Annotated in this window: 14 protein-coding genes; 2 read left to right on the top strand and 12 right to left on the bottom strand. The window is 42.2% G+C overall.

What is annotated here, in order from left to right:
- Nucleotides 1–151: 151 nt before the first annotated feature.
- On the top strand, nt 152–664 hold the full coding sequence (locus B5F07_RS08745; RefSeq protein WP_087160893.1) for a DUF2798 domain-containing protein: 513 nt from the start codon (nt 152–154) through the stop codon (nt 662–664).
- A gap of 22 nt (nt 665–686) precedes the next feature.
- Here B5F07_RS08745 and B5F07_RS08740 read toward each other — a convergent pair whose 3' ends face one another.
- The 7 genes from B5F07_RS08740 to B5F07_RS08710 all read right to left on the bottom strand — a co-directional run bounded on the left by B5F07_RS08740 (nt 687) and on the right by B5F07_RS08710 (nt 14,288).
- On the bottom strand, nt 687–2,423 hold the full coding sequence (locus tag B5F07_RS08740) for an O-antigen ligase family protein (protein WP_087160892.1): 1,737 nt from the start codon (nt 2,421–2,423) through the stop codon (nt 687–689).
- A 116-nt stretch (nt 2,424–2,539) separates the two neighbouring features.
- Complete coding sequence (locus tag B5F07_RS08735; RefSeq protein ID WP_087160909.1) at nt 2,540–5,764, bottom strand: VWA domain-containing protein; 3,225 nt, start codon at nt 5,762–5,764, stop codon at nt 2,540–2,542.
- Between the two features lie 97 nt (nt 5,765–5,861).
- Complete coding sequence (locus tag B5F07_RS08730; RefSeq protein ID WP_162613083.1) at nt 5,862–8,114, bottom strand: leucine-rich repeat domain-containing protein; 2,253 nt, start codon at nt 8,112–8,114, stop codon at nt 5,862–5,864.
- 260 nt (nt 8,115–8,374) lie between these two features.
- The gene (locus B5F07_RS08725) at nt 8,375–11,431 is read right to left on the bottom strand and encodes a serine/threonine protein kinase (RefSeq protein ID WP_087160890.1); all 3,057 of its coding nucleotides are present in this window, start codon (nt 11,429–11,431) and stop codon (nt 8,375–8,377) included.
- Nucleotides 11,432–11,442: 11 nt separating this feature from the next.
- Nucleotides 11,443–12,222, bottom strand: a complete 780-nt coding sequence (locus B5F07_RS08720; protein ID WP_087160889.1) for a PP2C family protein-serine/threonine phosphatase — start codon at nt 12,220–12,222, stop codon at nt 11,443–11,445.
- Nucleotides 12,223–12,237: 15 nt separating this feature from the next.
- Nucleotides 12,238–13,269 carry a DUF6382 domain-containing protein gene (locus B5F07_RS08715; RefSeq protein ID WP_087160888.1) on the bottom strand — a complete coding sequence of 344 codons (1,032 nt, stop codon included), beginning with the start codon at nt 13,267–13,269 and terminating at the stop codon, nt 12,238–12,240.
- Nucleotides 13,270–13,289: 20 nt separating this feature from the next.
- On the bottom strand, nt 13,290–14,288 hold the full coding sequence (locus B5F07_RS08710) for a hypothetical protein (RefSeq protein ID WP_140397997.1): 999 nt from the start codon (nt 14,286–14,288) through the stop codon (nt 13,290–13,292).
- Between the two features lie 140 nt (nt 14,289–14,428).
- Between B5F07_RS08710 and B5F07_RS08705 the strand changes: the two genes are divergently transcribed.
- Nucleotides 14,429–14,740 (top strand): helix-turn-helix domain-containing protein, encoded by a 312-nt coding sequence (locus B5F07_RS08705; RefSeq protein ID WP_330397769.1) that lies wholly within the window; start codon nt 14,429–14,431, stop codon nt 14,738–14,740.
- Between the two features lie 94 nt (nt 14,741–14,834).
- Here the strand turns inward: B5F07_RS08705 and B5F07_RS22615 are convergent, their stop codons facing one another.
- The 5 genes from B5F07_RS22615 to B5F07_RS08685 form a co-directional block, all read right to left on the bottom strand.
- Nucleotides 14,835–14,990, bottom strand: coding sequence for a hypothetical protein (locus B5F07_RS22615; RefSeq protein ID WP_162613082.1), 156 nt, complete (start codon nt 14,988–14,990; stop codon nt 14,835–14,837).
- A 31-nt stretch (nt 14,991–15,021) separates the two neighbouring features.
- Nucleotides 15,022–15,672: an RloB domain-containing protein gene (locus B5F07_RS08700; protein WP_087160886.1), complete on the bottom strand. Its 651-nt coding sequence runs from the start codon at nt 15,670–15,672 to the stop codon at nt 15,022–15,024.
- Nucleotides 15,659–16,846 carry an AAA family ATPase gene (locus B5F07_RS08695; RefSeq protein ID WP_087160885.1) on the bottom strand — a complete coding sequence of 396 codons (1,188 nt, stop codon included), beginning with the start codon at nt 16,844–16,846 and terminating at the stop codon, nt 15,659–15,661. Before B5F07_RS08695 ends, B5F07_RS08700 begins: the two co-directional genes overlap by 14 nt.
- A gap of 120 nt (nt 16,847–16,966) precedes the next feature.
- Entirely contained in the window at nt 16,967–18,781 is a 1,815-nt protein-coding gene (locus B5F07_RS08690) for a zinc ribbon domain-containing protein (RefSeq protein ID WP_087160884.1), read from the bottom strand.
- 10 nt (nt 18,782–18,791) lie between these two features.
- The gene (locus B5F07_RS08685; protein ID WP_087160883.1) at nt 18,792–21,470 is read right to left on the bottom strand and encodes a hypothetical protein; all 2,679 of its coding nucleotides are present in this window, start codon (nt 21,468–21,470) and stop codon (nt 18,792–18,794) included.
- Nucleotides 21,471–21,498: the final 28 nt, after the last annotated feature.

Here is a 21,498-nt window from a genome sequence, read left to right as displayed (position 1 = left end):
AAATTTTTGCTTGACTTCTGTCGGCTGAATATGATAGAATTGCACGGCTGAGAAAATTCAGGTTATTATTGGAAACGTACATTCTCCCCGAATGATTAACGAACAACACGGTTTTCTGCTGCTCATTAAATCATTTGAAGGAGGATTTTTTATGCCTAAAAACAAATTTCAGGATGTTATTTTTACAATTATTATGGTCTTTGTTATGGTCTACGCCATGATCTGTTACAATATCGCTCTGAACATGGGCGGTATGAATGCTTCTGTATTCACTGCAGCGTTCCACGAACTGGTTATTATGGCTCCGGCTGCCTTTATTCTGGACTTTTTCTTTGTCGGAAAAATGGCAAAAAAGACGGCTTTTAAAATCGTTAATCCGGAGAAAGAAAATCCGTTCCATCTTGTGCTTGCCATCTCTGCCGTGTCAGTGATGTGGATGTGTCCGCTGATGAGCTTTATCGCAGTTCTGCTCTTCAAAGATGCAGGCAGCAGCATCATTCCGGTATGGCTTGAGACAGTTGCATTAAACTTCCCCATGGCTTTCTTCTGGCAGATGTGCTATGCAGGTCCCTTTGTCAGATTTGTATTCCGTCTGATCTTCCGGGAGAAAAAAACTGAAAAGGAAAACGATAAGGAAAAAGCGCCGGTTTCCGCACAGGCATAAGCCTGGCGGGGACGGCGCTTTTTCAGATGTTTTCCAGAATCTGCACATATTCCGATGGCAGTTCCAGTTGCGGTTTGTCTGCAATTTCATATGCAAGGGGATCTGTCTGCGCTTTCACTGTATCGAGCATCTCCGGAATCGCCTTCATCTCCTGCGCACATACTGCGGCGCTGTCCGGATCACCGTTTTCCAGATAAAGCTGATAGCCCACGTACAGCATGTTGAAGTAATCCAGATACTCCTGCAGATTATATCTGTAATACTCCAGTGCCTGATGTTTGTATTCAATCATGCTTCCGAAATTTCCCCGGGAATAGGCTGCCCTGGCTTTTGCATCATTTGCCAGAGGATTATTCGGGTTCATTACAAGAATCCTGTCTGCCGTCCCCTCCATTCCTTCCACTGCGTCTTCCTGAGTAAGAAGCTGCACCCAGGCATTCGTATACCCGGGATACAGAGAAACTGCTGCTGAGTACGCTTTCAGATAATACAGCCCCGACGCAGTGCCGAAATAGAGGCTGACGCAACAGATAATAATTCCTGCTGATTTTTCCACATATTTTCCCCGGAAATTAAATTCTTTCTGTGGGACTTTCCTCTTCTCCGGCTGCAGGGATGCAAGAAGGACAAAAAAGAGCGATAAAAACTGCAGATTGAAATCAAACATGCTGTGTACGGCAATCACCAGAGCTGTCATGCGGCTCTGCAGATTTCCCCTGCAAATTCCCTGAATGAAGGCACATACAAATATAACCGTCGGAATCCACCCCACATCAAGCAGCATCTGAAGCAGTTCATTGTGTACATTCACAACCGAATATACGCCGGTCTGAAACGCCCCCTGTGTATAATAGTATCCCAGATATCCCAGACCGAAAGGATGTGACAGAATAACCGGAAGCGCATCTTTAAAATACAGGATACGTCCCAGAAACGTGCTGGAAGAAAAAGAAGTAGTCAGAAAGCGCCCGACAGTCGATGTATCTCCTGTGACAGTCACATAGATTCCCGCCACGGCAATAAGCAACACAAGTATGCCTGCAAGTCTGAGCCGGATTCTCCTGTCGCTCAGAAGGAAACAGAAACATACAACCGTCACTGCAAATAAAACAAAGCCGGTACGGCTTCCGCTGAGAATAATCCCGCCGGCAAGAATCAGCAGAACAATGATTTTCTTTTTCTCCCACTTTCCGTTTGTCATCAGTATGATAATCCCCACCAGAAGATAAAGTGCAAATGTATTCGGATACTGGAAAAATCCTGCCAGACGTCCGTTCACAGTGAAGAATGTATTCATCGACGGTATCATGCTTAACACTCCGGATGTCACCGTCATAACTGCTCCGGATAGTGGCACATAATCCAGGAGCGCTTTTCTTTCTTCATTTTCCACCTGATCTGCTGCCAGTACAAATACGGGAAGAGGGAGATATTTGACCATTCCGAACAGCGCCATACCGGAATCGACAGCCCAGAAAGCGCTAAGCCCGTATGCCACCGGAAGTACCGCCGCAGCAATGAGAAGAAGGTTCACATTGATCCTGATTTTCCCGGTAATCCGATAACAGTACACAAGATATCCCAGAAGGAAAATGCATGCCAGAGCAGACATCCACTCATAGTACAGCCCGATCAGAAAAGGTGCGGTGCTGATGAAAATTTTCAAGGGCTGGGGACCCGGTTTTTTCTGTGGGTCTGTAACCTGATTTGCCGTAATTTTTGTGTTTTTTGCTTTTGGGGGGTTCTTTCGTTTTGACATGTTGGTTCTCCTGTGAACTTATTTTTCTATATAAATTAGTCTACACTGCATATACCGAGGCTTCTCTTTTCAACAGATTTTCATACAAACTCTTTTTACCTGTCAAAACTGTAACTTTAAAACTTCATATCCTCTATTTTTTCAATCGTATCCGTACATATCTCATGCGCCTCTTCATAATCATTCCATTCCTTAATCAGGTCTCCAAATACTTCCATGGCGCCATCCATTCCTTTCATCTTCAGGTACTGCTCTTCTCCATAAATTCTGATTTTCTGCAAGTGCGTATAATAATACTGGAAATCCAGTGCTGTCTGATATGCTTCATTCATAGACCTGTAATACGCTGTATTAAATTCGTCCCTGCATTCCAATAATCTCTGCGATAATATATCCGCTACCTCGCTTGCGCCTATGACATATACAGAGCTTTCCAAAAGGTCATCAATTCCAAGAGTAGCGTTCAGTAAAAACTTTCCTACAGTCGCAGTAAGCCCTGCGGTGGAAACGATATTTGAAGCTGCTCCAGCAAAATCAGACAGGGCAATTCCCGACAGTGTTGAAAGTACATTTATGCCTGTTTTCATCATAAAATTCCAACTTTCATCCGCATACAGCTTATATTGATTCCTCATTTCTACCTGTAATTCTTCTGCAGCTTCTTTTAATTCCGGGTATTTCGTTTTCTCTGCAATCAGTCCCAGAAGGTTCTCATACTCCTGATAAGCCTCAGATGTCGCAGTAATCCTGGTTACATTGTTATACATCTCAATTGCATCCGAAGAAATATTAAACGCAAGTCCTACTGCTCCGGCAGCTTTTTTTATATTGTTCAGACGGTTATATTCATTTTCAAGCCCTTCCAACACATCCGATTTAACCGTTTCTGTTACATTGACTTCAACGCCACCCTTTCGGAGTATTTCTCCCTGCTCTACAAGTATCCCGATCCGGCTGCTTATTCCTTCCACCGTTTTATCTGCTCCATTCAGATACTCCAGATTCGAATTAATTGTATCCAATGCAGTCCTGCATTCCGTACTAAGAATCATCTGCTGATTCATCAGCTCTCCACTTAAACCATTGTAAGAACTGATTACCCCGCTGTAACCTTTCATTAGTGCGCTGATCTGAAACTCATTCTGCACGTCTTCCATAGAATAATTGATATATTCCAACAACATTTGCTTATAACGATTTTTTTCCGGATGGTTTATAACTTTATTCACCACTCCGTCATTGAATACAATTTTAGATAATTCCAGAACTCCTTTTGATATGATTCCTTTATCTTCCATATACATGCGAAATGCATGCGCCACATAGATGTCATCATTGCATAAATAGTTCAGTCTCCAACGCATAGTGAGGTCACTCCTCTGTCTGTCCCAGAACGATCTGATTTCTTCGGGGGGCAAAGACGAATCACTAAATACCTCTTCCAGACTGTGTTCATCATATGAACTTGAATATGCGCGGACTTTTTCAATCAATTGGAGAACAGGAGTATCGTCATCTATATCGATTTTTTCATACCAGTACATCCCGGAAAGTCTCAGTTCCCTGTCTGTTTCCGTAATATTGTCTCCTCGAATTTTTGCCACAACAACATGCTTTTCACCGTCACATTTCTGCGAATTATGCTGAAATGCAATTACTGCAGTTTTGCTCTCGCCACTGGCAATACTGTCCAGTTTTATTTCACTGTCTTCTGTTGTCATACACGCCGGATAAGAAAGGCTGATTCTCGGATTTTCAATATCATTAACCCGGTTCTTCGATTCCTTATCCACTGATATTTTTGCAGCTCCATTCGATATCTCGATCTCAATATTTACATTTTCCGCATTTTCATCTGGCTCTCCGCTTAATTCGATTACCGCCTGGGGATTATATTCTGTATTTTTATCGTAAACAGTCGGATCTGATGTCATTTCAAAATAAACATACTTGTTCAGTCCGGTACTTCTGTCTAAGTTCGTGACATTTTCATCTATAACTATTTTCCCCGCTTCAACACCATCACTGATACCATCTCCATCTGTATCGGGATCATTTGGATCTGTACATATCACTTTTCCATATTGATTGCGCATTCCCGTAGTTTCCACTTTATCCGGTATACCATCATTATCCGAGTCGTTTTCCAGATCAACCCCAACATATTCCTCCCGTATCTTCTCAAATACAGACGCGATATCATCTTCTCCGACCTTGTAGTAACTACCTCCGGTTTCGTCAGCTATGTGCATTAACAATTCCTCATCAGCATCATCGCCAAACCCGATTGTGAGCACTTTTATTCCTTCATTTTTTATTTCACTTATCACTTCATCTCCAACTGATGCCTGACCGTCTGACAGTAAAACAATCAATTTTGCAGCATCTGTTGTCTGCCCATCCGAATATTCTCTGCTCACCGAGAGCGCATTTTCTATATTAGTCCCGCCTCCGGCTGTAATTCCCTGGATGGTCTGCTGTATGCTTTCCCAACTTGTAACTTCCTCTATTCTCTGACCATACAAAACTGGTTCCACAGTATCACTAAATTTCAAAACAGTGAAAAAATCTCCATCATATAACTGTTTAATAAAATCATATGTACACTGCTTACTAAGCCCATTTTTGTCGGTTCCGTCCATACTTCCTGAGCAGTCAAGTGTAAAAATAATGTCAAAATAGTTTCGGGCAACACCTTCATCTCTGATAAGAAGCTGACTTTGAATCCATGCCTCATACCATTCATCACTATCCACCACTACATACCGGCTGAAATGTGTTGTCTCTACCGATACCATATGTTTTTGAGTATCTACCCGGGTATTTAACAGCTCCATTCTTCCCAGTTCTTCGTTATAGTACGCAATTTTGAACTTTTCAGCCTGCGCATCTTCTACTTTTTCTTCATCGTAAAAAAATTTAATGACTGCACTTTCTACCTGCTGCCGTCTGACTGTAATATCTATTGGTTCTCCCCGTATTCCGGCCACATTATTAATTGCTTCCGTTTCATCTCCAGAAAGGCCTTCTATTTCCACCTTGCCGCCAATTCCCTGCAGGACATAATCCACCTCTGCTCTTTCAATAACCTTATTCCCGTCAGACAATGCTTTTGTGCTTGTTCCTTCCGACGGCGTCAGTACAAACAGCTTAACAAGTACTCCTGCTACCGCAAAAACTGCCAATATTCCCACGGTAAATCCATATCGTTTCTTACTTTTTTTAAAATTTTTCCCGCTCTTATCTTTACTTTTCCCCTCACCACTTGCTATTTTTGTTCCGCATTTCGGACAAAATTTTGCTCCATCCTTAATCTGTGCCCCGCATTTTTTACAAAACATCTTTTTCCCCCGACTTAATAACTTCCTCCAGATCCACCAGAAAAGGGCAGGCTTTGTGCCCTTGAGACTTTAAAACCCGCCCTTTGAAAATTTTAACCTATTTTATTAATTCCCTTCGTCTCATCCCGAATGCAGCTGCGCCTGCGCATACAGAACCGGCTGCCAACAGAATCCATAAAGCGACATTTGCATTGTCGCCGGTTTTTACTGAATTGGCTGTGCCTTTATTTGAGGAACCGTTGCTAGTTCCGCTGCCGGCAGTCGTGTTAGTACCGGAACCACTTGTATTATTTCCGGAACCTGTATTCGTTCCTGTACCTGAACCGTTATCACCAGTACCTGTTCCCGGATTTGTATTGTCACCCGTACCGGATGCATTCTCCAGAATCGTGAGTGTTGTGCTGATGCTGTCGTTTATGTAATTCAGCGTCACTTCGTGTCTTCCCACAGATAAAGTATCCAGGTAGGAAGAAGCAAAGGTCAGGACAGTCGAGCCTTCCTCCACCGTATAATTCGACGGATCTACAAGCACGCCGTCCATTTCTACACTGATGAAATCATCGAACTCTCCAGTACAGTAGATTACCGCTCCGGTGCCGGAACCGATCACGTATGTCTCATCGGTACGTTCCGGGAGGATTTCGGGTTCTGGAAGAGTCTCCAGATCCACAAAATTAAACACATTATCCGTAGCATAGGTCTGAGCTGTTGTATCCACATATCCGTAGATTGTAAAGTTCTCAACAGGAGTCAACTGTTCAATCCCCCAACCTTCGCCATGTTCTACTCCATAATATCCAAGGGCGTATTGATCAATTTCTGTAACACTGTTTGGAATTGTAACACCTGTCAAGCCCGAATCATAAAATGCTCTTGAACCGATTGAAGTAACGTTGCTCGGAATTTCTACTGAAGTAAGGCTGTTACAGCCATAAAAAGTTGCGTACTGGATTGTTGTAACATTATCTGGTATTGTTACATCCGCAAGGCTGTCGCAGCCGGCAAATGCTGCACTTCCAATACCGGACACATTTTCTGGAATATTAATATCCGTCAAAGCAGTGCAGTCCTCAAATGCCGACCACCCAATACTGGTTAATCCGTCCGGAAGTGTAACTTTTTTCAGATTTGTATTGCCAGAAAATGCATTATCTGCAATAGTTGTTACTGTATCAGGTATTACAACAGATTCCGCATCCCCAATGTACTGTAGCAAAATATTATTGACAATTACCAGTCCATTTTCATCTGTATGATCCTCAAACCAGGGCGTTCCCTCAAATGCATCTGACGCAATATTTGTTACACTTGCAGGAATTGTAACATCACTCAGACTGCTGCAGCCATAGAATGACTCTGACTCTATAGTGGTTACTGCCTCAGGAATAACAATTTCCGTCAAACTAGTGCATCCCGCAAATGTATTGGGAGCAATACTGGTTATATTGTCCGAAAGCGTTACTTTTTCCAGATTTTCGCAGTATGCAAAAGCATTTCTTCCAATATTTTCAACACTATTCGGAACTACAATCTCATTCAGGTTATAGCAACTTGCAAATGCACTGTTTCCAATACTGGTAACACTATCTGATATAGTGACTGCCGATAGAGCTTCACATCCGTAAAATGCATATTCTCCAATGTTTTCAACACTGCCAGGGATTACAATTCCTGTAAGACTGCTGCAGTTAGAAAATGTATTATTTTCAATATTTTCCAGATTTTTTGAAAGTGTGATGTCTGTTAAATTCTCACATGTACGGAATGCTCCTTCCCCAATAGTCGTAACACTGTCAGGAATTACAATTTCCTTCAGCCCCGTACAAAGGTCAAACGCATATGCGTCAATACAGGTAACCGTATTACCGATTTTAATGCTTTCCAAATTACTATTCATTGAAAATGATGACGCTGTAATACTCGTCACACCATCTTCAATTACAAGACTTTTAATTTCAGGATTATACCTAAACCATGGTTCAGCTTCTCCCGGTTCAGGATTCATCTCTCCATCTCCGGAAATAGTTAAAACACCATCCTCGGATACTTCCCAAGTAAGATTTTCTCCAAAGTCTCCGGAAGCAATGATCCCATCTGCAGCTTTCTCAGCAACATCTCCTGCCGTATCACTTTCCTCTGCAGCAGCATCCACAGCCGCCGCTGTGTTCTCTTCTTCGGCATTTTCTGCGCTGTCTTCTGCACCTTCCGTGACCGCATCAATTCCTTCGGAAGTCTCTTCATTCACTTCCGTTACTGCGCCTGTTCCTTCCTCCGCGGCAAATGCTGTACCTGCGGACGGATAAAGAACCAGTGCCATCGACAGCGCCAATGCCAGAAATTTCTTCTTCATTTCTAATGTTCCTCCATCCTTCATTTCCTTTTTTATCCTCTGTTTCCGCTCTCTTTTCTATATTTTTCTTTCTGGAAACAGAGATTTCATTATTCAACTCTTCTTTTTATGATCCCTCCTGTCTTTGAGTCCTGTTCCATCAGTTCATCCGTATGCCAAAGCATACTTTCATTTATAAAAATACCTGCGGCAGCCGACAGATTTCATTTTCCCGTTTTCGGTGAAAACGCCTCTGCGTCCGTCCGGTATTTTTACCTTCTTCAATTCCCTGGCTCTAGTTCTTTCTCCGCCATATCCACAAGTTCGTCCAATTCATATATCGCTGACTTCCGTATGCTTCCCGATGGATAATCAAAATATAATTCACTATCCACGATATCGCACAAATATGGCAGTTCTGCCAGGGTACGGCAGTTCCGATCCATCAGGGTTCCATAGCAGAAACCTTCAGCAGTTATATACTGCGCGATGATATAGTCCCCCGTCTGCGTCACATATGTAAGAAATGCATCTTCATCCAGTTCATAAAGTTTTTCTCCGGATTCGATATCATATACCTGGGGTGTTCCATGAAGAGGAACCTCAATCCGGTAATCATCTGTATAGAAAACCTCATTCAGCTCCATATCCGGCGCTTCCGCTGTTTCTTCCGAAATCCGTGTTCCGTCTGCAGCGTCAAATGTCAGCAGTCTTCCATCTCTGTATGTCACTTCAAGACAGGACCGGCCGTCCTCCCGGATAAACTGCTGATCGTACACTGCTTCCGGATCAGGGAGCACCGTCTGAATCAGTTCTTTTCCTGCCATATCACAGATACTGAATCCTTTATAGGAAAACAGCATCACCGTCTGCCCGTCGGCGCTGATCCTTGCCTCATCGTGTTCAATAGACGGATCATAGTTCAAAACCGTTGTTTCCGCATTTTCCCGATATTTCAACACCCGGAGCACCGGTGTATCAATCTGACCGTACAGTACCAGATCACCTGCCGACTCAAGCAGCGTACTGGCTCCTGTTTCTTCCATCTCTGAAGCCAACTGTGCATTTTTGTCAAAAAACAGTATCTTATCCTGCGTAATGACTGCTGTCTGCTCTGCCCCGACAACAAACTGTCGGATCGTATCGTCTGTTGTCACGAGCGGGGTCTGCTCCCCCGTGACCGGATCTATATTCACCAGAATATTTTTCACCTGGACATAGATGCCGTTTTCATCTGTCTGTACATGAAAGGTACTGTCCGACTGAAGCCCGATCGTCTGCTGCTTCTTTTCCCCGTCAATCACTGCAAAAACAGAGTTTTCCCCATTTGCCGCAGAAAAAGCCAGATAATTTCCGTTAAATCCGCCCGAGAAATATGTATAACCGGAGAGCTCATCCAGAATTTCCAGAGCATCCGCACTGTCTGTCTGTGCTCCGCCACCTTCGCCTGATTTTTTACTGCCGTCGGAAGATACCTTACCGCTGTCCGGTAAGTCATATAATTCCAGAGAACCGTCCGCAAAACTTACGGCAAGAAGTGTTCCGGCATCATTTATCTCGAACAGATTATTTTCAGGGTTGGCAAAGTTCTCGCTCACCATGGTTACATTCTGCTTTTTGGCTCCAAAGTCAATCTCTCCCGTTTTTTCTCCTGACTGTGCATTATAGAGTACTGCACGGCTTTCATCGCCAAAGACAGCAGCGACTAGATTTCCGCTGCGCGCCACACTGATGGCGGTACCAGGCTCCCCGCACCAGAGCTGTCTGTCTTCTGAAATGCTGTAGGCAGTAACGCCGTTTTCGCCGGCATAGATCACCGTGTCGCTGTCCAGATATTCCGCCTCGGCCATAGCAGAGTCCACTGTTGGAAGCGTTGCTGTAACTTGCAGGGTTCGAAGGTCAATCACTGCGGCTGCACCCTCATACATGCACACTGCTGTTGTGCCATCCGGTGCCGCCGTCAGATAAAGCGGATTCTTCTCGAGCTCTGCCGTTCCATATTTCTTGTATCCGTCTGAGAGATCATATACACCAAGAGCATCCGTCAGTGCCTTCTGGGCTTCCGCCGGTCCTTCCGGCGTAATGATATTTGTCTTTTCCGGCAAAGCGTCCAGCGCATAGCGGAGCGCATCTTCTACATCTCCGTCCGCCAGGGCATTCTGCGAATATTCCGCCAGTTTCAGCCCGCTCTCCTCAGCCTGTATCCGCTTCAGTCCCACAAATGCAGAACCGATTCCGATGAAAAACGCTGCAGCAGTCACGCCATACACGATCCTGTTTCGGAGCTTCATCCGTTTCGTGCGCGGATCATTCTCCCGCAGATGGATAAAGTCATACAGCATCTCTGCCGCACTCTGATATCTTTCCTCCGGATTCATGCTCATTGCCCTGGAAATGATCCGAACCACCTGAGGGCTGAACTCTTTTTCCGACAGAGGCTCCACTTTTTTCGGATAAACTGCGGGACGGACACCGCTTAAAAGGTGGTACAGGGTTGCGCCCACACTGTAGATATCCGAACGGACATCCGGCGTAAATTTCCGGTAAACGGTTCCTGAACGTTGGGAGGGACGATCGGCAGAGTTAAGAGGAATTCCAGAGGGGACTTTCTTCACCTTGTTTTTCGAATCAAGAAGAGTCTCTGTCTCTATTGAAGTCTCCGTCTGCACTTCCGTTTCTTTTTGTACCTCCGCTTCATTAACTGCAGACATACTTTGCTCCGCCTGTGCATCACTTCTCAACTTCTGCTTTCCAGTATTGTCTTTTTTTCTTTCCTGACTGACTACAGAATAATCCAGTCCGTAATATTCCGGAGAAGAATACCCTGCACTTCTGCCAACTACATTTTCTTCGCCTAAAGCAAGAGCAATATTAAAATCAATCAGGCAAATGTCACCATAGGGCGTGCACATCAGATTGCCCGGCTTTATATCACTGTGCACATACCCCCGCGGAGGGTTTCCATGTGTCGGACTATGCAGATAACAAAGTGCCTCCAGAATTTGTATTGCCCAACGGATGACCTGTGCCTGTGAAAAGCGCTCGCCTCTTTTCAGCGGTTTATCCAGACTTTCTCCTTCAATAAAGTCCATTACGGTATAAACCATCCCGTTTTCTTCAAAGAAGTCATAGACCTGCGGAATATAGGAATGGCGCAGATTTTTCAGAATATCCACCTCACGGCGAAGCAGTTCCGGACGTGTTGTTATCTTCCTTTTATCTGCTTTTAAAACCACTTTTTTACCAAGACGCAGATGTTCGGCAAGGTAAACGTTCCCACCTCCGCCCGATCCGATTTTTCTTATGATCTGATATATAGATCCTACAATACGTTCCATAGCTCTGCTCCTTAATCATTTGCTGTCCTGATCAGCAGCACTGAAATATCATCTTTCTCCCCGCGATTTCTTATCGCATTAATTGCACAATCGAGCTTTTCCGCCATACTTTTTTCATCTGGCATTTCTTCCGGGCAGAACCATTCTGCCAATTCAGAAGAAGACAGCAAATGTCTGAAACCGTCACTGCATAGAAGATATACTGCTTTCTCTTTTGCTTTTCCACTGACATATACCGGGTATATCTTTTCTGATGCGCCAACTCCCTGCAAAAGAACTCCCGAACTGTTTTTCTTTTTTGCGTCTTCATTCACCTGAGTCCCCTGTTTCTCAAAACATGACAGTGTCTGATCCCTGGTAAGCTGAACCACGTCCTGATTTATCTCATAGATACGGCTGTCACCTATATGTGCAATATAATATTCTGCTCCCCACAAAAACAGTGCCGTCACTGTTGTACCGATCTGAATCCCGTTGTCATGCCCATACTTTTTTATTTTTTCATGAACATTTTGCAGAAGTACTTCCCAGGAATCATATAAGCGATCCTCAAACTCCTCTTCATTCTGTTCTGTTAAAATTTCCGGTACAGTTTTCTCAAACCATTCAGAAAAAAAGCGGACAACCGCCTTGCTTGCCAGTTCTCCGCTCTTAAGTCCACCCATGCCGTCACAGACAACAGCAAGTAAGTACTCCTGCCCGAAAAAAAGATCTTTAACCAACAATATCGAGTCCTGGTTTACCCCTTTCCGCTTTCCTTTTTCCGACTGTCCGGCTATTAAATATCTCATACTTTCACCCTTTTGTCAGCAGATCTCAAACTCCAACTCCTCATTCCCCAGACGGAGCTTGGCGCCTGAATGGAGAATTTTTGGTTTTTCTCCCGGTATAATCTGCTCGCCATCAAGATATGTTTTATTTTTTGATCCATTATCTTCTATATAGACATTTCCGTCATTTACATGCAAAATGGCGTGAATCCTTCCTATACCGCGATTTCCCAGAAGACAGATCTCACACACAGAAGGGCTTCTTCCGATTCGCACCATCTTTTCTTTTATTTCATAGGTTTCACCTGTTTTTATACGATGGATCAGAAATCTCGGGAAATGAGCTTCTGTCTCTTCTCCCAGAAGAACCGTTTCATCCGAATCGTCTTCATCTTCCCATTGATCTGTGTTTTTCTGTTGATATAGTTCTTCACTGGAATCTTTTTTGTCCTGCAGATCACTAAAAGGCTCACCTGTCGTCACGGGTGCTGCTTTCACATCTGTGATAGCTTTATTCAGTGTTTCGTTGCACAAAGTGAATATCTCCTTTTTCAATGCATCAAACGAAAACTTTTCTTTTGCGCCCAAAAAGTTAAGCAGTGCGGCAACAAAACTGCAGTCCTCGCTCTGATCATAGTGAAGATCAAAAAGAAGTTTTCTGAAAAAGGCACACGGTTCATCCGCTATTCTCTCCACAGGGACTACGATCATTACCACAGCTTCTGACTGCGGATTTACAAAAATTGTTGACTCGTCCAATATATAAGAAGATTGCAGAAGCATATAATCGCCGCCAGTAATCACAACATCTGCTATTGCTTCTATCACCGCAAGAATCTGATTCCGTTTCACTTCACCTGCCAGATACTCTTTCAAAGTGCCAAGACCGGTAATCTCATATTTCATTCTGACTTCATCAGCCTTACTACTGAAGCTGACAGGGACAGTTCCCGGGATCTGATTGTTTTCCAACATTTCCAATGTAAGTCTGTCCAGTTTTTCCTCCGGTTTCTTCTCATAAATCAGATATGTTTTTCCATTCTCCTCGACACAGTTAAATATATTCATTTTCAACTTCCTTCCGAACGTCAGATTTTACCAACAAATCCAATCTGTGATATTCTCTCAGCAAGCTCTCTCCCTGAAACACTTTCAAATCGGACGATTCCACCCATGACAGGAACCGGAGGGCTGACAATCTGCTCGCAGTCTGCAGGATCAAAACGGTTATACATAAGAACCACTTTTTCCAAAATGCTGCTGTTTTTCTGTTCCAAGCTTTTTACAGCTTCACAAAAACGCGTAAATTTATCGCGTCCCGAAAGACTTCCGTCCGTCACATATACAATCCGGTCTGCGCAGCCGCTTATGTCTTTGAAGATTTTGGGTTCCATATTTCCAGACAGATCTATAACCAACTCATCATATTTTTGTACCTTAAAGCAGTTTTCCAACTGTACCTGCAAAGCTTTATCGTCGTTTTCAGATAACACAGAGCTGTCTCTGTATCCGCTGAAAGCATCCACCCCTGACAAATCCTGCTGTATCCCTGCAGCCTCCTGGCTTTCTTCACCGGAAAAGTACAGATTTGAATTGCCAAACTTTTCCATATTAAGATAAAAGATTTTTTTCTGATCCGCCGCACGCCGAAGCGCATATGCCGCTGCAGCAGCAGACGTCCCGCAACCACCCTGCGCAGAAATAAACACTACCATCCGCGTATCAGCAAGGATATGGTCAAGATAATCGTCTTCTGCCTCCGCAGAAGATATAGTCCGGATATTTTGATAAATCATATCTACATTCTGATATTTAAAAATAACCGGAATTCCTTCTTTTTCTTTTACACCCGGCTTATTTCCCAGGTACCCGTATGCTGTACTTTCCGGAATGACATTTTCCGGGATTTTTACTGTCTCATCAAACAAAACAACATCTGGGCAAAGCTCTTGCATATTCTCCAAGCAGGTGCTTTCGTCTGAAAAAAGAATTAATCCAATCTCATCTGAATATTTGTATTGAAACGCCTCACCAAATCGTTTAACAAAAACTTTATCCGGGTCTAAAACCACTACTTTTAATCTCATCTTTCTCTCCACTAAACAAACGCTAGTATGTATTATCGTTATTATTATACGCTTTAGCGTTTTATTTTGCAATATGGAATTCTCTTATAATTATCTCTATCTGAATTTGACAATACTATTTTCTGGAGGTGACTGCTATCGTGGATGTATTAGACAGGATTACGCAACTGCGCTTGGAGCGAAACTGGACAGAGTACCAGTTGGCTGAAAACTCAGATCTTACCCAGTCAACCATTTCTTCCTGGTATCGAAAAAATATGCTCCCTACGATTCCGTCGCTGATCAGGCTCTGTGACGCTTTTGGGATCACTCTTTCTCAATTTTTCCTTGAAGATGGAGAAAATGATGTCAAGATTACTATTACCGAACAGCAGCGCAGGCTGCTCCAGTACGCTGCCAGACTTGATCCGAATCAGTACAGCGCATTATTAAATTTTCTGGAAACTTTATGATAATAATATTGCATAAGAATCCGCCGAAAGGCGTATAATAAAAAGGAGTATCTCACGTTATCCATGGGGTACTCCTTGTTTTTAAAATGTAATTTTATCCCTTTTCTTTTGTTCGTTCTCCATACTCTTTATCATACTGTATATCCAGCTGTGCCTTTCTGATTCTGGCAATTATAAAATACACCGCTCCTGCAATAAGTGCAGCAGCTGCAAGAACTGATCCTCCGTATAATAAAATTTCATTCAACATTTTCGTTCTCCCTGATTTTTATAAAAACAGTCTACCAGTCGATCACATCAAAAAATTCTTCTATATTACTGTTTTTTCCATAAAGCATGTCCCAATCTATTTCTGTTTTATGAATTACTATATCAAATGTCTTCCTTTTTACAGCATAGATATTACGTACTAATTTCTTTTTATCTCTTAAATATGCAAGCATATTCTGATACGATCTTTCTTTCTGGTTCAGAAACGTATAAATTTCTGCCATTCCTTTAAAATTCTGAACACTGCTTACTCCAAAAACATTTTTAATATATCGATCTGCATTCTCTCCTTTATAGGAACTGTCATGAAGGCAAGCGATATATTCAAAATCCGGATTATTTACGATCAGAAAATGAGGAATCTTTCCTCTTTGATTCTGAATTCTGCAGTAATCCAGCAATTCTTTGAACTTTTCTTTTTCGCCGGAATGTTTCATAATACGATCTGCGTCAATAATTACAAATTTGGCAAGGCAATTGCTTTGCGCTTCTGTTCTGATCTTCTCCAGAAAATTGGCATATCCGCCACCATGCATATTGATCGGCTTTAAGGCAACCTGCACTCCCTTATTTTTTCGCATCTTATCTATATAATTATACTCCGTGTCTCCCTCACAAAATACGATAAATCTCTTCTTCAGTTCTCTTTTAGGTCTGCTCAAATGCTGTTCCTCCCAAAATACCTTTCATATAAAATTCATACACTTTTGCTGTCTGGTATCTTACTTCCGGAAAATCAGCCAGAGAATAAATTTCAGACAACAGTGTTTCCGGCTCTTTTGTAACAAAGTATATCTGCTCTTTCATATAAGTCTGAAGATCCAGATGAAGTACATTATGAGTAGAAAAGATGAACTGTCCATGGTGTCTTTTTCCGTTAATATAAGCGATAACCCTATCTGAAAGTACCGGGTTGAGCACACGATCCATTTCGTCAGCAAACACGACTTTGTCCTGATATACTACCCTAAAAATCTGGACTGCCCAGGCAAAAAACTCTTTGACCCCCGCCGAATCCATCTGAAGCTCTCGTACATACTCCGTTCCGTTTTTATTTTTCCTTATTATCAAAGTCTTACTGTACGGCTTTTCTTCATCCACTTCTATCGCACAGATACTATAATCGACCATCCTGAAAATTTCCAGATACCGTTCATCTTTCAGAATCTTCATATCCTCCTCCAGACGCACCTCATCTGATTCCATATCCGGCGTAATACTTTCTGTACAAAGTCTGTGGTTCATCCAGTTTACCACTGCCTCTGCATCCTCATCTCCCAAAAGAGCAAGTTTAGTCACGAACAGCCCCATACTTCCCTGTCTGGCTGCCGGAAGTTTTTTCGCTCCTGCCTTTACCTTTTCTCCCACAGTCTCATAGCCCCTGCCATCTTCGATTCTTTCAATTTCCAGAACCTGCTTTGGTCTCGACCTTTTTTTCTCTGCAACAGATAAAGCTTCCCTGCTGATTCCTGACACATCAATTTTCAGGTCGTATTTATAAACTCGGGAATTGTCGGCCCGGAATACAATCTCAAAGGTCTGGGTAGTCTCTTCTTTCTCTTTCAGTGCAGCACTGTTCAAATAGGGATAAAATGCTTTTACCTGTTCGTTATTTTTAAACAGGCTTTTCAGGAAACGAAGGCTTTTTATAAAATTAGATTTGCCTCCTGCATTTTCTCCGACCATCACTGCAGTTTTCAACAGAGAATACCCATTATCCGTTTTTGTGTAATTATCAGGGAAGCGGCGCAGTACCTTCCCGCCGGATGCACACATGCTGAACTCGCTGTCTCCGTAAAAGGAACAGAAATTATTAAATCTGTAGCTTATAAGCATTACTTTCTACCATCCTTTTTGATTTCTATAATATCTATTATAGACCAGAGAATTGATTTGTAAATCATTTTTTCGATTTATAAGTCTATCTGCATATTATTCTAACAAGTTTACGTGCTTTTAAAACTTATATCCACATTTCCCGCAGAATTTTCCTCCCTTTTTATGCAGAGCACCGCATCTTGGACAATATCTATTCTGCCACTCTGCACTTTGACCTGCTACAGATCGTATGGCTACTTCTTTTTTTGCTTCCCTCTTCTTTTTACTTCCTCTTTCTTGCTTAACCGCAACCCATAGTCTCTTTTTGTTCCTGATCACTCCAAGCACTGCCACAGTTACAACAGCAAGAAGGAATACGGCGATAATATACAGTACCAACTTTTTATAATGAAAACAGGTAAATTCAATTTTCTCTGAATATCTCCCATTATCATTACATGTATACATCACCTGTGAACCAGTATTCTCTATTCCAGAGCTTTCTGCGTGATCCGGCAGGATATACAGCAGTTCAATCTTCCCGGAATACGTATTTGCCTTACCGACAGGTAAAGAAAAACTTTCCTCTATACTGCTCTCCATCACTGGAAATACTTTTCTTTCTACTTCAAAAGAAACTTTTTCTACTCCGAGCATCTCTTCCGTAAAACTTTCTATATCTTTGACAAACCACGACTGAAAACTCACTTCATAAAAGCGTTTTCCCCTATCATCATAAATACGAAGACTGTCTCCGTCCTGCATTCTGCTGCTTATTTCTTCTTTGATCTGCTCGTGATAATCATCCGCAATTCTTCCATCCATACAAAACGTAATCGTCCTCTTTAATTTGCTCAGTTCGTCTGACAAATCGGTCTGTATCAAGATACAGTCACACATTACTGCTTCATCATAATAAAATTTCACTTCTCCTTCCCGTCCTTCATAAATGACTGTATTCTCTCTTACAGTTGTTGTCGCTTCCTTATTTTGCGAACCTGATTCTTCTTCATTCGTCAGCAGTTGCCCCGACAGATTAATATAATCCTCCGTAAGTTCCATCTGCCAGCTGAATCCACCTTCCTTTGTTAACAGTGCTTCCGCATCTATGCTTTCCTCTGTTTCCATCCTTACAGTACTATCATCTTTATAATATTTCCGGTGTCTGATATTTACTGAAGTTTCTAAGACCATCATCGTTTTTTTAACGAGTTCTTCTTCTGTCCCAGCTGTAAAAGTAATGCTGCAGGTTCGTGTATCATTTTCAAAGGAAGCATTACACGAATTGCTCCGCTCTTTCATTACCGAAAATATCCTGTCAGAATTTTTTTCATCTGTACTACACTCAATCTTTCTTGTCCAGTCTCCGTTTTCTTCCAGATATGTAATAACATGGACATTTTCAAACGAGATGTTTTCTGCTTTTCCTGTATTCAGAGCTCTTGAACCAGTATATTCCGTTCCATTCAGTTCTACTGTATCTGCCTGAACCCGCATAAATTCTGTGAGCCCATCTTCCTCTGTCATATACTTCTGCTCCATTGCCAGTTCAAGATAATTAAACAACTCTTCTGGAGAAAAATTTTCCATGTAAGGCTGGTCTTCACTTCTATACGTTGTAACCGGGTCCTGTCCCAGAAGATAAGTCACTTTTTCTTCATAATCATCATAAGACTCAAAAGAAAATGTCAGGACCAGATATAGATTTCTCCCCTGCGACTTTGTCATACATGTAAACCATTCCTGCTGATTTTGAACAAGTACCATCTCCAGTGATGCTCTGCCTCCAGACACAAAATTATCCAGATCCGATTGCGCTATCCGGCAAATCGTAGTCCTTGTTCCAGAAAATTCTTTCGGCACTGTTTCAGACGCATTTTCCTGTGCTTTGGCATGTCCTGTTATCAGAACAGCCAGCAACGCACCTATAAGAACTGCTTTTCCTCTCTTCATTTTCATTTCCTCAATACAAGTTATAACGATACAGCACTTCCGATTCTGACCAGGACGGCATTGTATAAAAAAAGATCCTATTCTCCACGATTTCCATAGAACAGGCTTCCATATTGCAGGGAATCTCTTCTAAACTTACTGTAGCAATCTTCGTCTTTGATGTGAATGAAGGATCCATCCTGTACAACTCAAGTTCAGTATCTGTCTGGTCCATGTAATACCAGTTCCCCGACTTGTCCTGTACAAAGGTAAAGAATGCCGTACGACTGTTTACTGTCGTGATTATTCTTGGGTTACCGTCAGAAGCCTGATAGAGTATCACATTATAATCGCCATTTTCGTTATCTAATTCTGTTAAGATTCCAACTTCTGTAGGATGCCATCCAGAGATTCCCTCTGCTTCCACATAAAAATTCTCATCCGCTGACAGCCAGTATCCTCTCGAAGCAGTCTCGCGCAGATAGCCGTTTGAAATAATTTCAAAAGCAACATAATATTCTCCCAGATCATCCTTTACACACTGTTGCGGTGTCAGATCATCTTCATACATTGCAATTTCCACGCCATCGACTGTTACCAAATAATAGCGGATATCTGGTCCAACCAGCCATGAAAAGGCATCCTCCTCCTGAGTAGCAATAAGAAAGTTTTCTTCCTCTTCCGCCATGATCTCCACGTTTTCATCAAACTCCATAAATTTTTCTTTTTTCAAAGTAGAACGATCAAGTTTATAAATCTGAGTATCTGTAAATGATGGCACATAATAAAATACATCTTCTTCCATTCGAAGAATATATTTCACATCTTCCAGAATTACTTTCGTAACTGTTCCGTCTTTACTGATTCTTCTTACATTATAGGATTCATCTTCAACCGGCTCTAACACATAGATATACGACTGGTCAAGCCCACATATTGAAAAAAAGTCCCCTTCATAGATCACATCTCTGCTCAGAAGATTTTTCGATTCCCGCAACAGTTTGCCATTTGTTCCTTTATAATAGAATGCCTCTTCATCCTCTGCCGTCATCTTCTCCCATGACATGGTCTGTTCATTAAAATGAGTGTCTCTTTTCTGTCCGGTCTCAAATACCGTCAAATCAAGCAGAGTTCCTTCCCACTCAAGAGCTGCATCCACATGAAATCCCCACAGCTTTGCGCTTAACTTCAGGCATGCTTTTATATCCAGTATTTTTGCATATATTCTGGCGTAAAACGACGCATTTAATCCTTCATCCGTCTCCTCCTGTGCCGACACTTTCAGACTTCCGTTTCCCTGAATTTCTCCGCCTGCTTTTACAATTCCCACATCTACGAGATTGATATTAAAAAAATACAGTAATGCGGATGTCCCCAGATGTACGTCAGCGTCTGCAGCAGCTTTAACCTCTACCCGGTAATCCACTGTCGGCTCATCTTCATTTCCTTCAAAGGTATGTATGAAATTTCCATCTTTTACCAACACGAACTTATTTTCAAATTTATTTGTATATTCATATTCTGCAGTCATTTCCAGTGAAAGATTTCCATAAATATCAATATATACCATAAAACCACAGGAAAGCGGCATAAACTCGTGACGTTTTTCAATATTTTTATTCAGGGTATTTCCTATACCTGAAACGTAAACCGGGGCATTATAGGAGCAGTCAAAATAAGCGATCGGGAATACTTTTTGTTTCAGTCCCTGCAATTTTATAAAACTCAGAATTTGTTCCTGGGTTGTTTTTCCTGACACTTCTCCCGAAAGTCCAAGTTCAATTCCTGCACTTAACACCTGCTTTCCACTCACTCCGGCAGACAGTTCTCTTATTCCATACTGTTCCTTATCAAAATCAAATGTAAACTTCAATTTTAAATCTTCCAGTCCCAACTTGCCTGTAACTTTACATTTTGTACCGGCTTCAGCACTGATTTTTTTCTTATCGTTTTCTTCATCTTCTTCGGATGATTTCTGTTTTCCGTCTTCCAAAGCATCCAGCAGTTCTGTCAGATCTGCATTAATATTCAGAATGATACTGCCAAGATCAGCACTTACCGTACTGTCGCTCCCGACATATTTTTTACTAATTTCAGCCGACATATTCTGTACTTCTGTTGCATTTTCCGACGGTTCAGTGTCAGCATCCTCCATAAAGTCAGCCTGGATCGCAGCAACCGGTGTGATTGTCACACCCTCAACCGTGTATATATTTTCAATATCGGCTGCACTGATCTGAAATTCATTATCCAGATAAAGCTGATCAAACACTTCATCGATCATCGGAGATTCTATCGATACAAAGCGCTCTTCTCCCACTATTGTATTCGATACGACTTTTCCGATATAAGTATCCTGCAGTGGGGTAGAGTCTCCTCCTTCCAACCAGAAAATGTCTCCGGTACCAAGCCCGGTCAAACCATTTTCTGTATTTTCTGCAAATTTTAAGATCAGCTCATCATCCCCATATTCTACCGACTTAACTGCGGCATTTACATCGTCCGCATCTTCATCCATAAAGACATGTACATTCTTATTCAATACTCCTTCATTTTCCCTTTCATCACCGCCGTCCCCAAAGTAAGCTTGTCCACCTTCCGTTTCATCTGATATGATCGGTGATGGCTGATAAAAGAAGAAAAACCATGCTGCCCCTGCACCAAGAAGTAAAAGGATAAGAAGTACGATTAAGATTATTCTTCTCCTCATTTATCTCTTGTATTTTCCTTTTCTGAAA

It is taken from the genome of Lachnoclostridium sp. An169 (genome assembly GCF_002160525.1).
Lineage (GTDB): Bacteria > Bacillota > Clostridia > Lachnospirales > Lachnospiraceae > Mediterraneibacter > Mediterraneibacter cottocaccae.
This window is presented reverse-complemented; position numbering and strand designations above follow the sequence as displayed.

What these genes read in the sequence shown, in the direction of transcription:
- B5F07_RS08745 (WP_087160893.1), top strand. Translation starts at nt 152, where the DNA reads ATGCCTAAAAACAAATTTCAGGATGTTATTTTTACAATTATTATGGTC.
- B5F07_RS08740 (WP_087160892.1), bottom strand. Translation starts at nt 2,423, where the DNA reads ATGTCAAAACGAAAGAACCCCCCAAAAGCAAAAAACACAAAAATTACG.
- B5F07_RS08735 (WP_087160909.1), bottom strand. Translation starts at nt 5,764, where the DNA reads ATGTTTTGTAAAAAATGCGGGGCACAGATTAAGGATGGAGCAAAATTT.
- B5F07_RS08730 (WP_162613083.1), bottom strand. Translation starts at nt 8,114, where the DNA reads ATGAAGAAGAAATTTCTGGCATTGGCGCTGTCGATGGCACTGGTTCTT.
- B5F07_RS08725 (WP_087160890.1), bottom strand. Translation starts at nt 11,431, where the DNA reads ATGGAACGTATTGTAGGATCTATATATCAGATCATAAGAAAAATCGGA.
- B5F07_RS08720 (WP_087160889.1), bottom strand. Translation starts at nt 12,222, where the DNA reads ATGAGATATTTAATAGCCGGACAGTCGGAAAAAGGAAAGCGGAAAGGG.
- B5F07_RS08715 (WP_087160888.1), bottom strand. Translation starts at nt 13,269, where the DNA reads ATGAATATATTTAACTGTGTCGAGGAGAATGGAAAAACATATCTGATT.
- B5F07_RS08710 (WP_140397997.1), bottom strand. Translation starts at nt 14,288, where the DNA reads ATGAGATTAAAAGTAGTGGTTTTAGACCCGGATAAAGTTTTTGTTAAA.
- B5F07_RS22615 (WP_162613082.1), bottom strand. Translation starts at nt 14,990, where the DNA reads ATGTTGAATGAAATTTTATTATACGGAGGATCAGTTCTTGCAGCTGCT.
- B5F07_RS08695 (WP_087160885.1), bottom strand. Translation starts at nt 16,846, where the DNA reads ATGCTTATAAGCTACAGATTTAATAATTTCTGTTCCTTTTACGGAGAC.
- B5F07_RS08690 (WP_087160884.1), bottom strand. Translation starts at nt 18,781, where the DNA reads ATGAAGAGAGGAAAAGCAGTTCTTATAGGTGCGTTGCTGGCTGTTCTG.
- B5F07_RS08685 (WP_087160883.1), bottom strand. Translation starts at nt 21,470, where the DNA reads ATGAGGAGAAGAATAATCTTAATCGTACTTCTTATCCTTTTACTTCTT.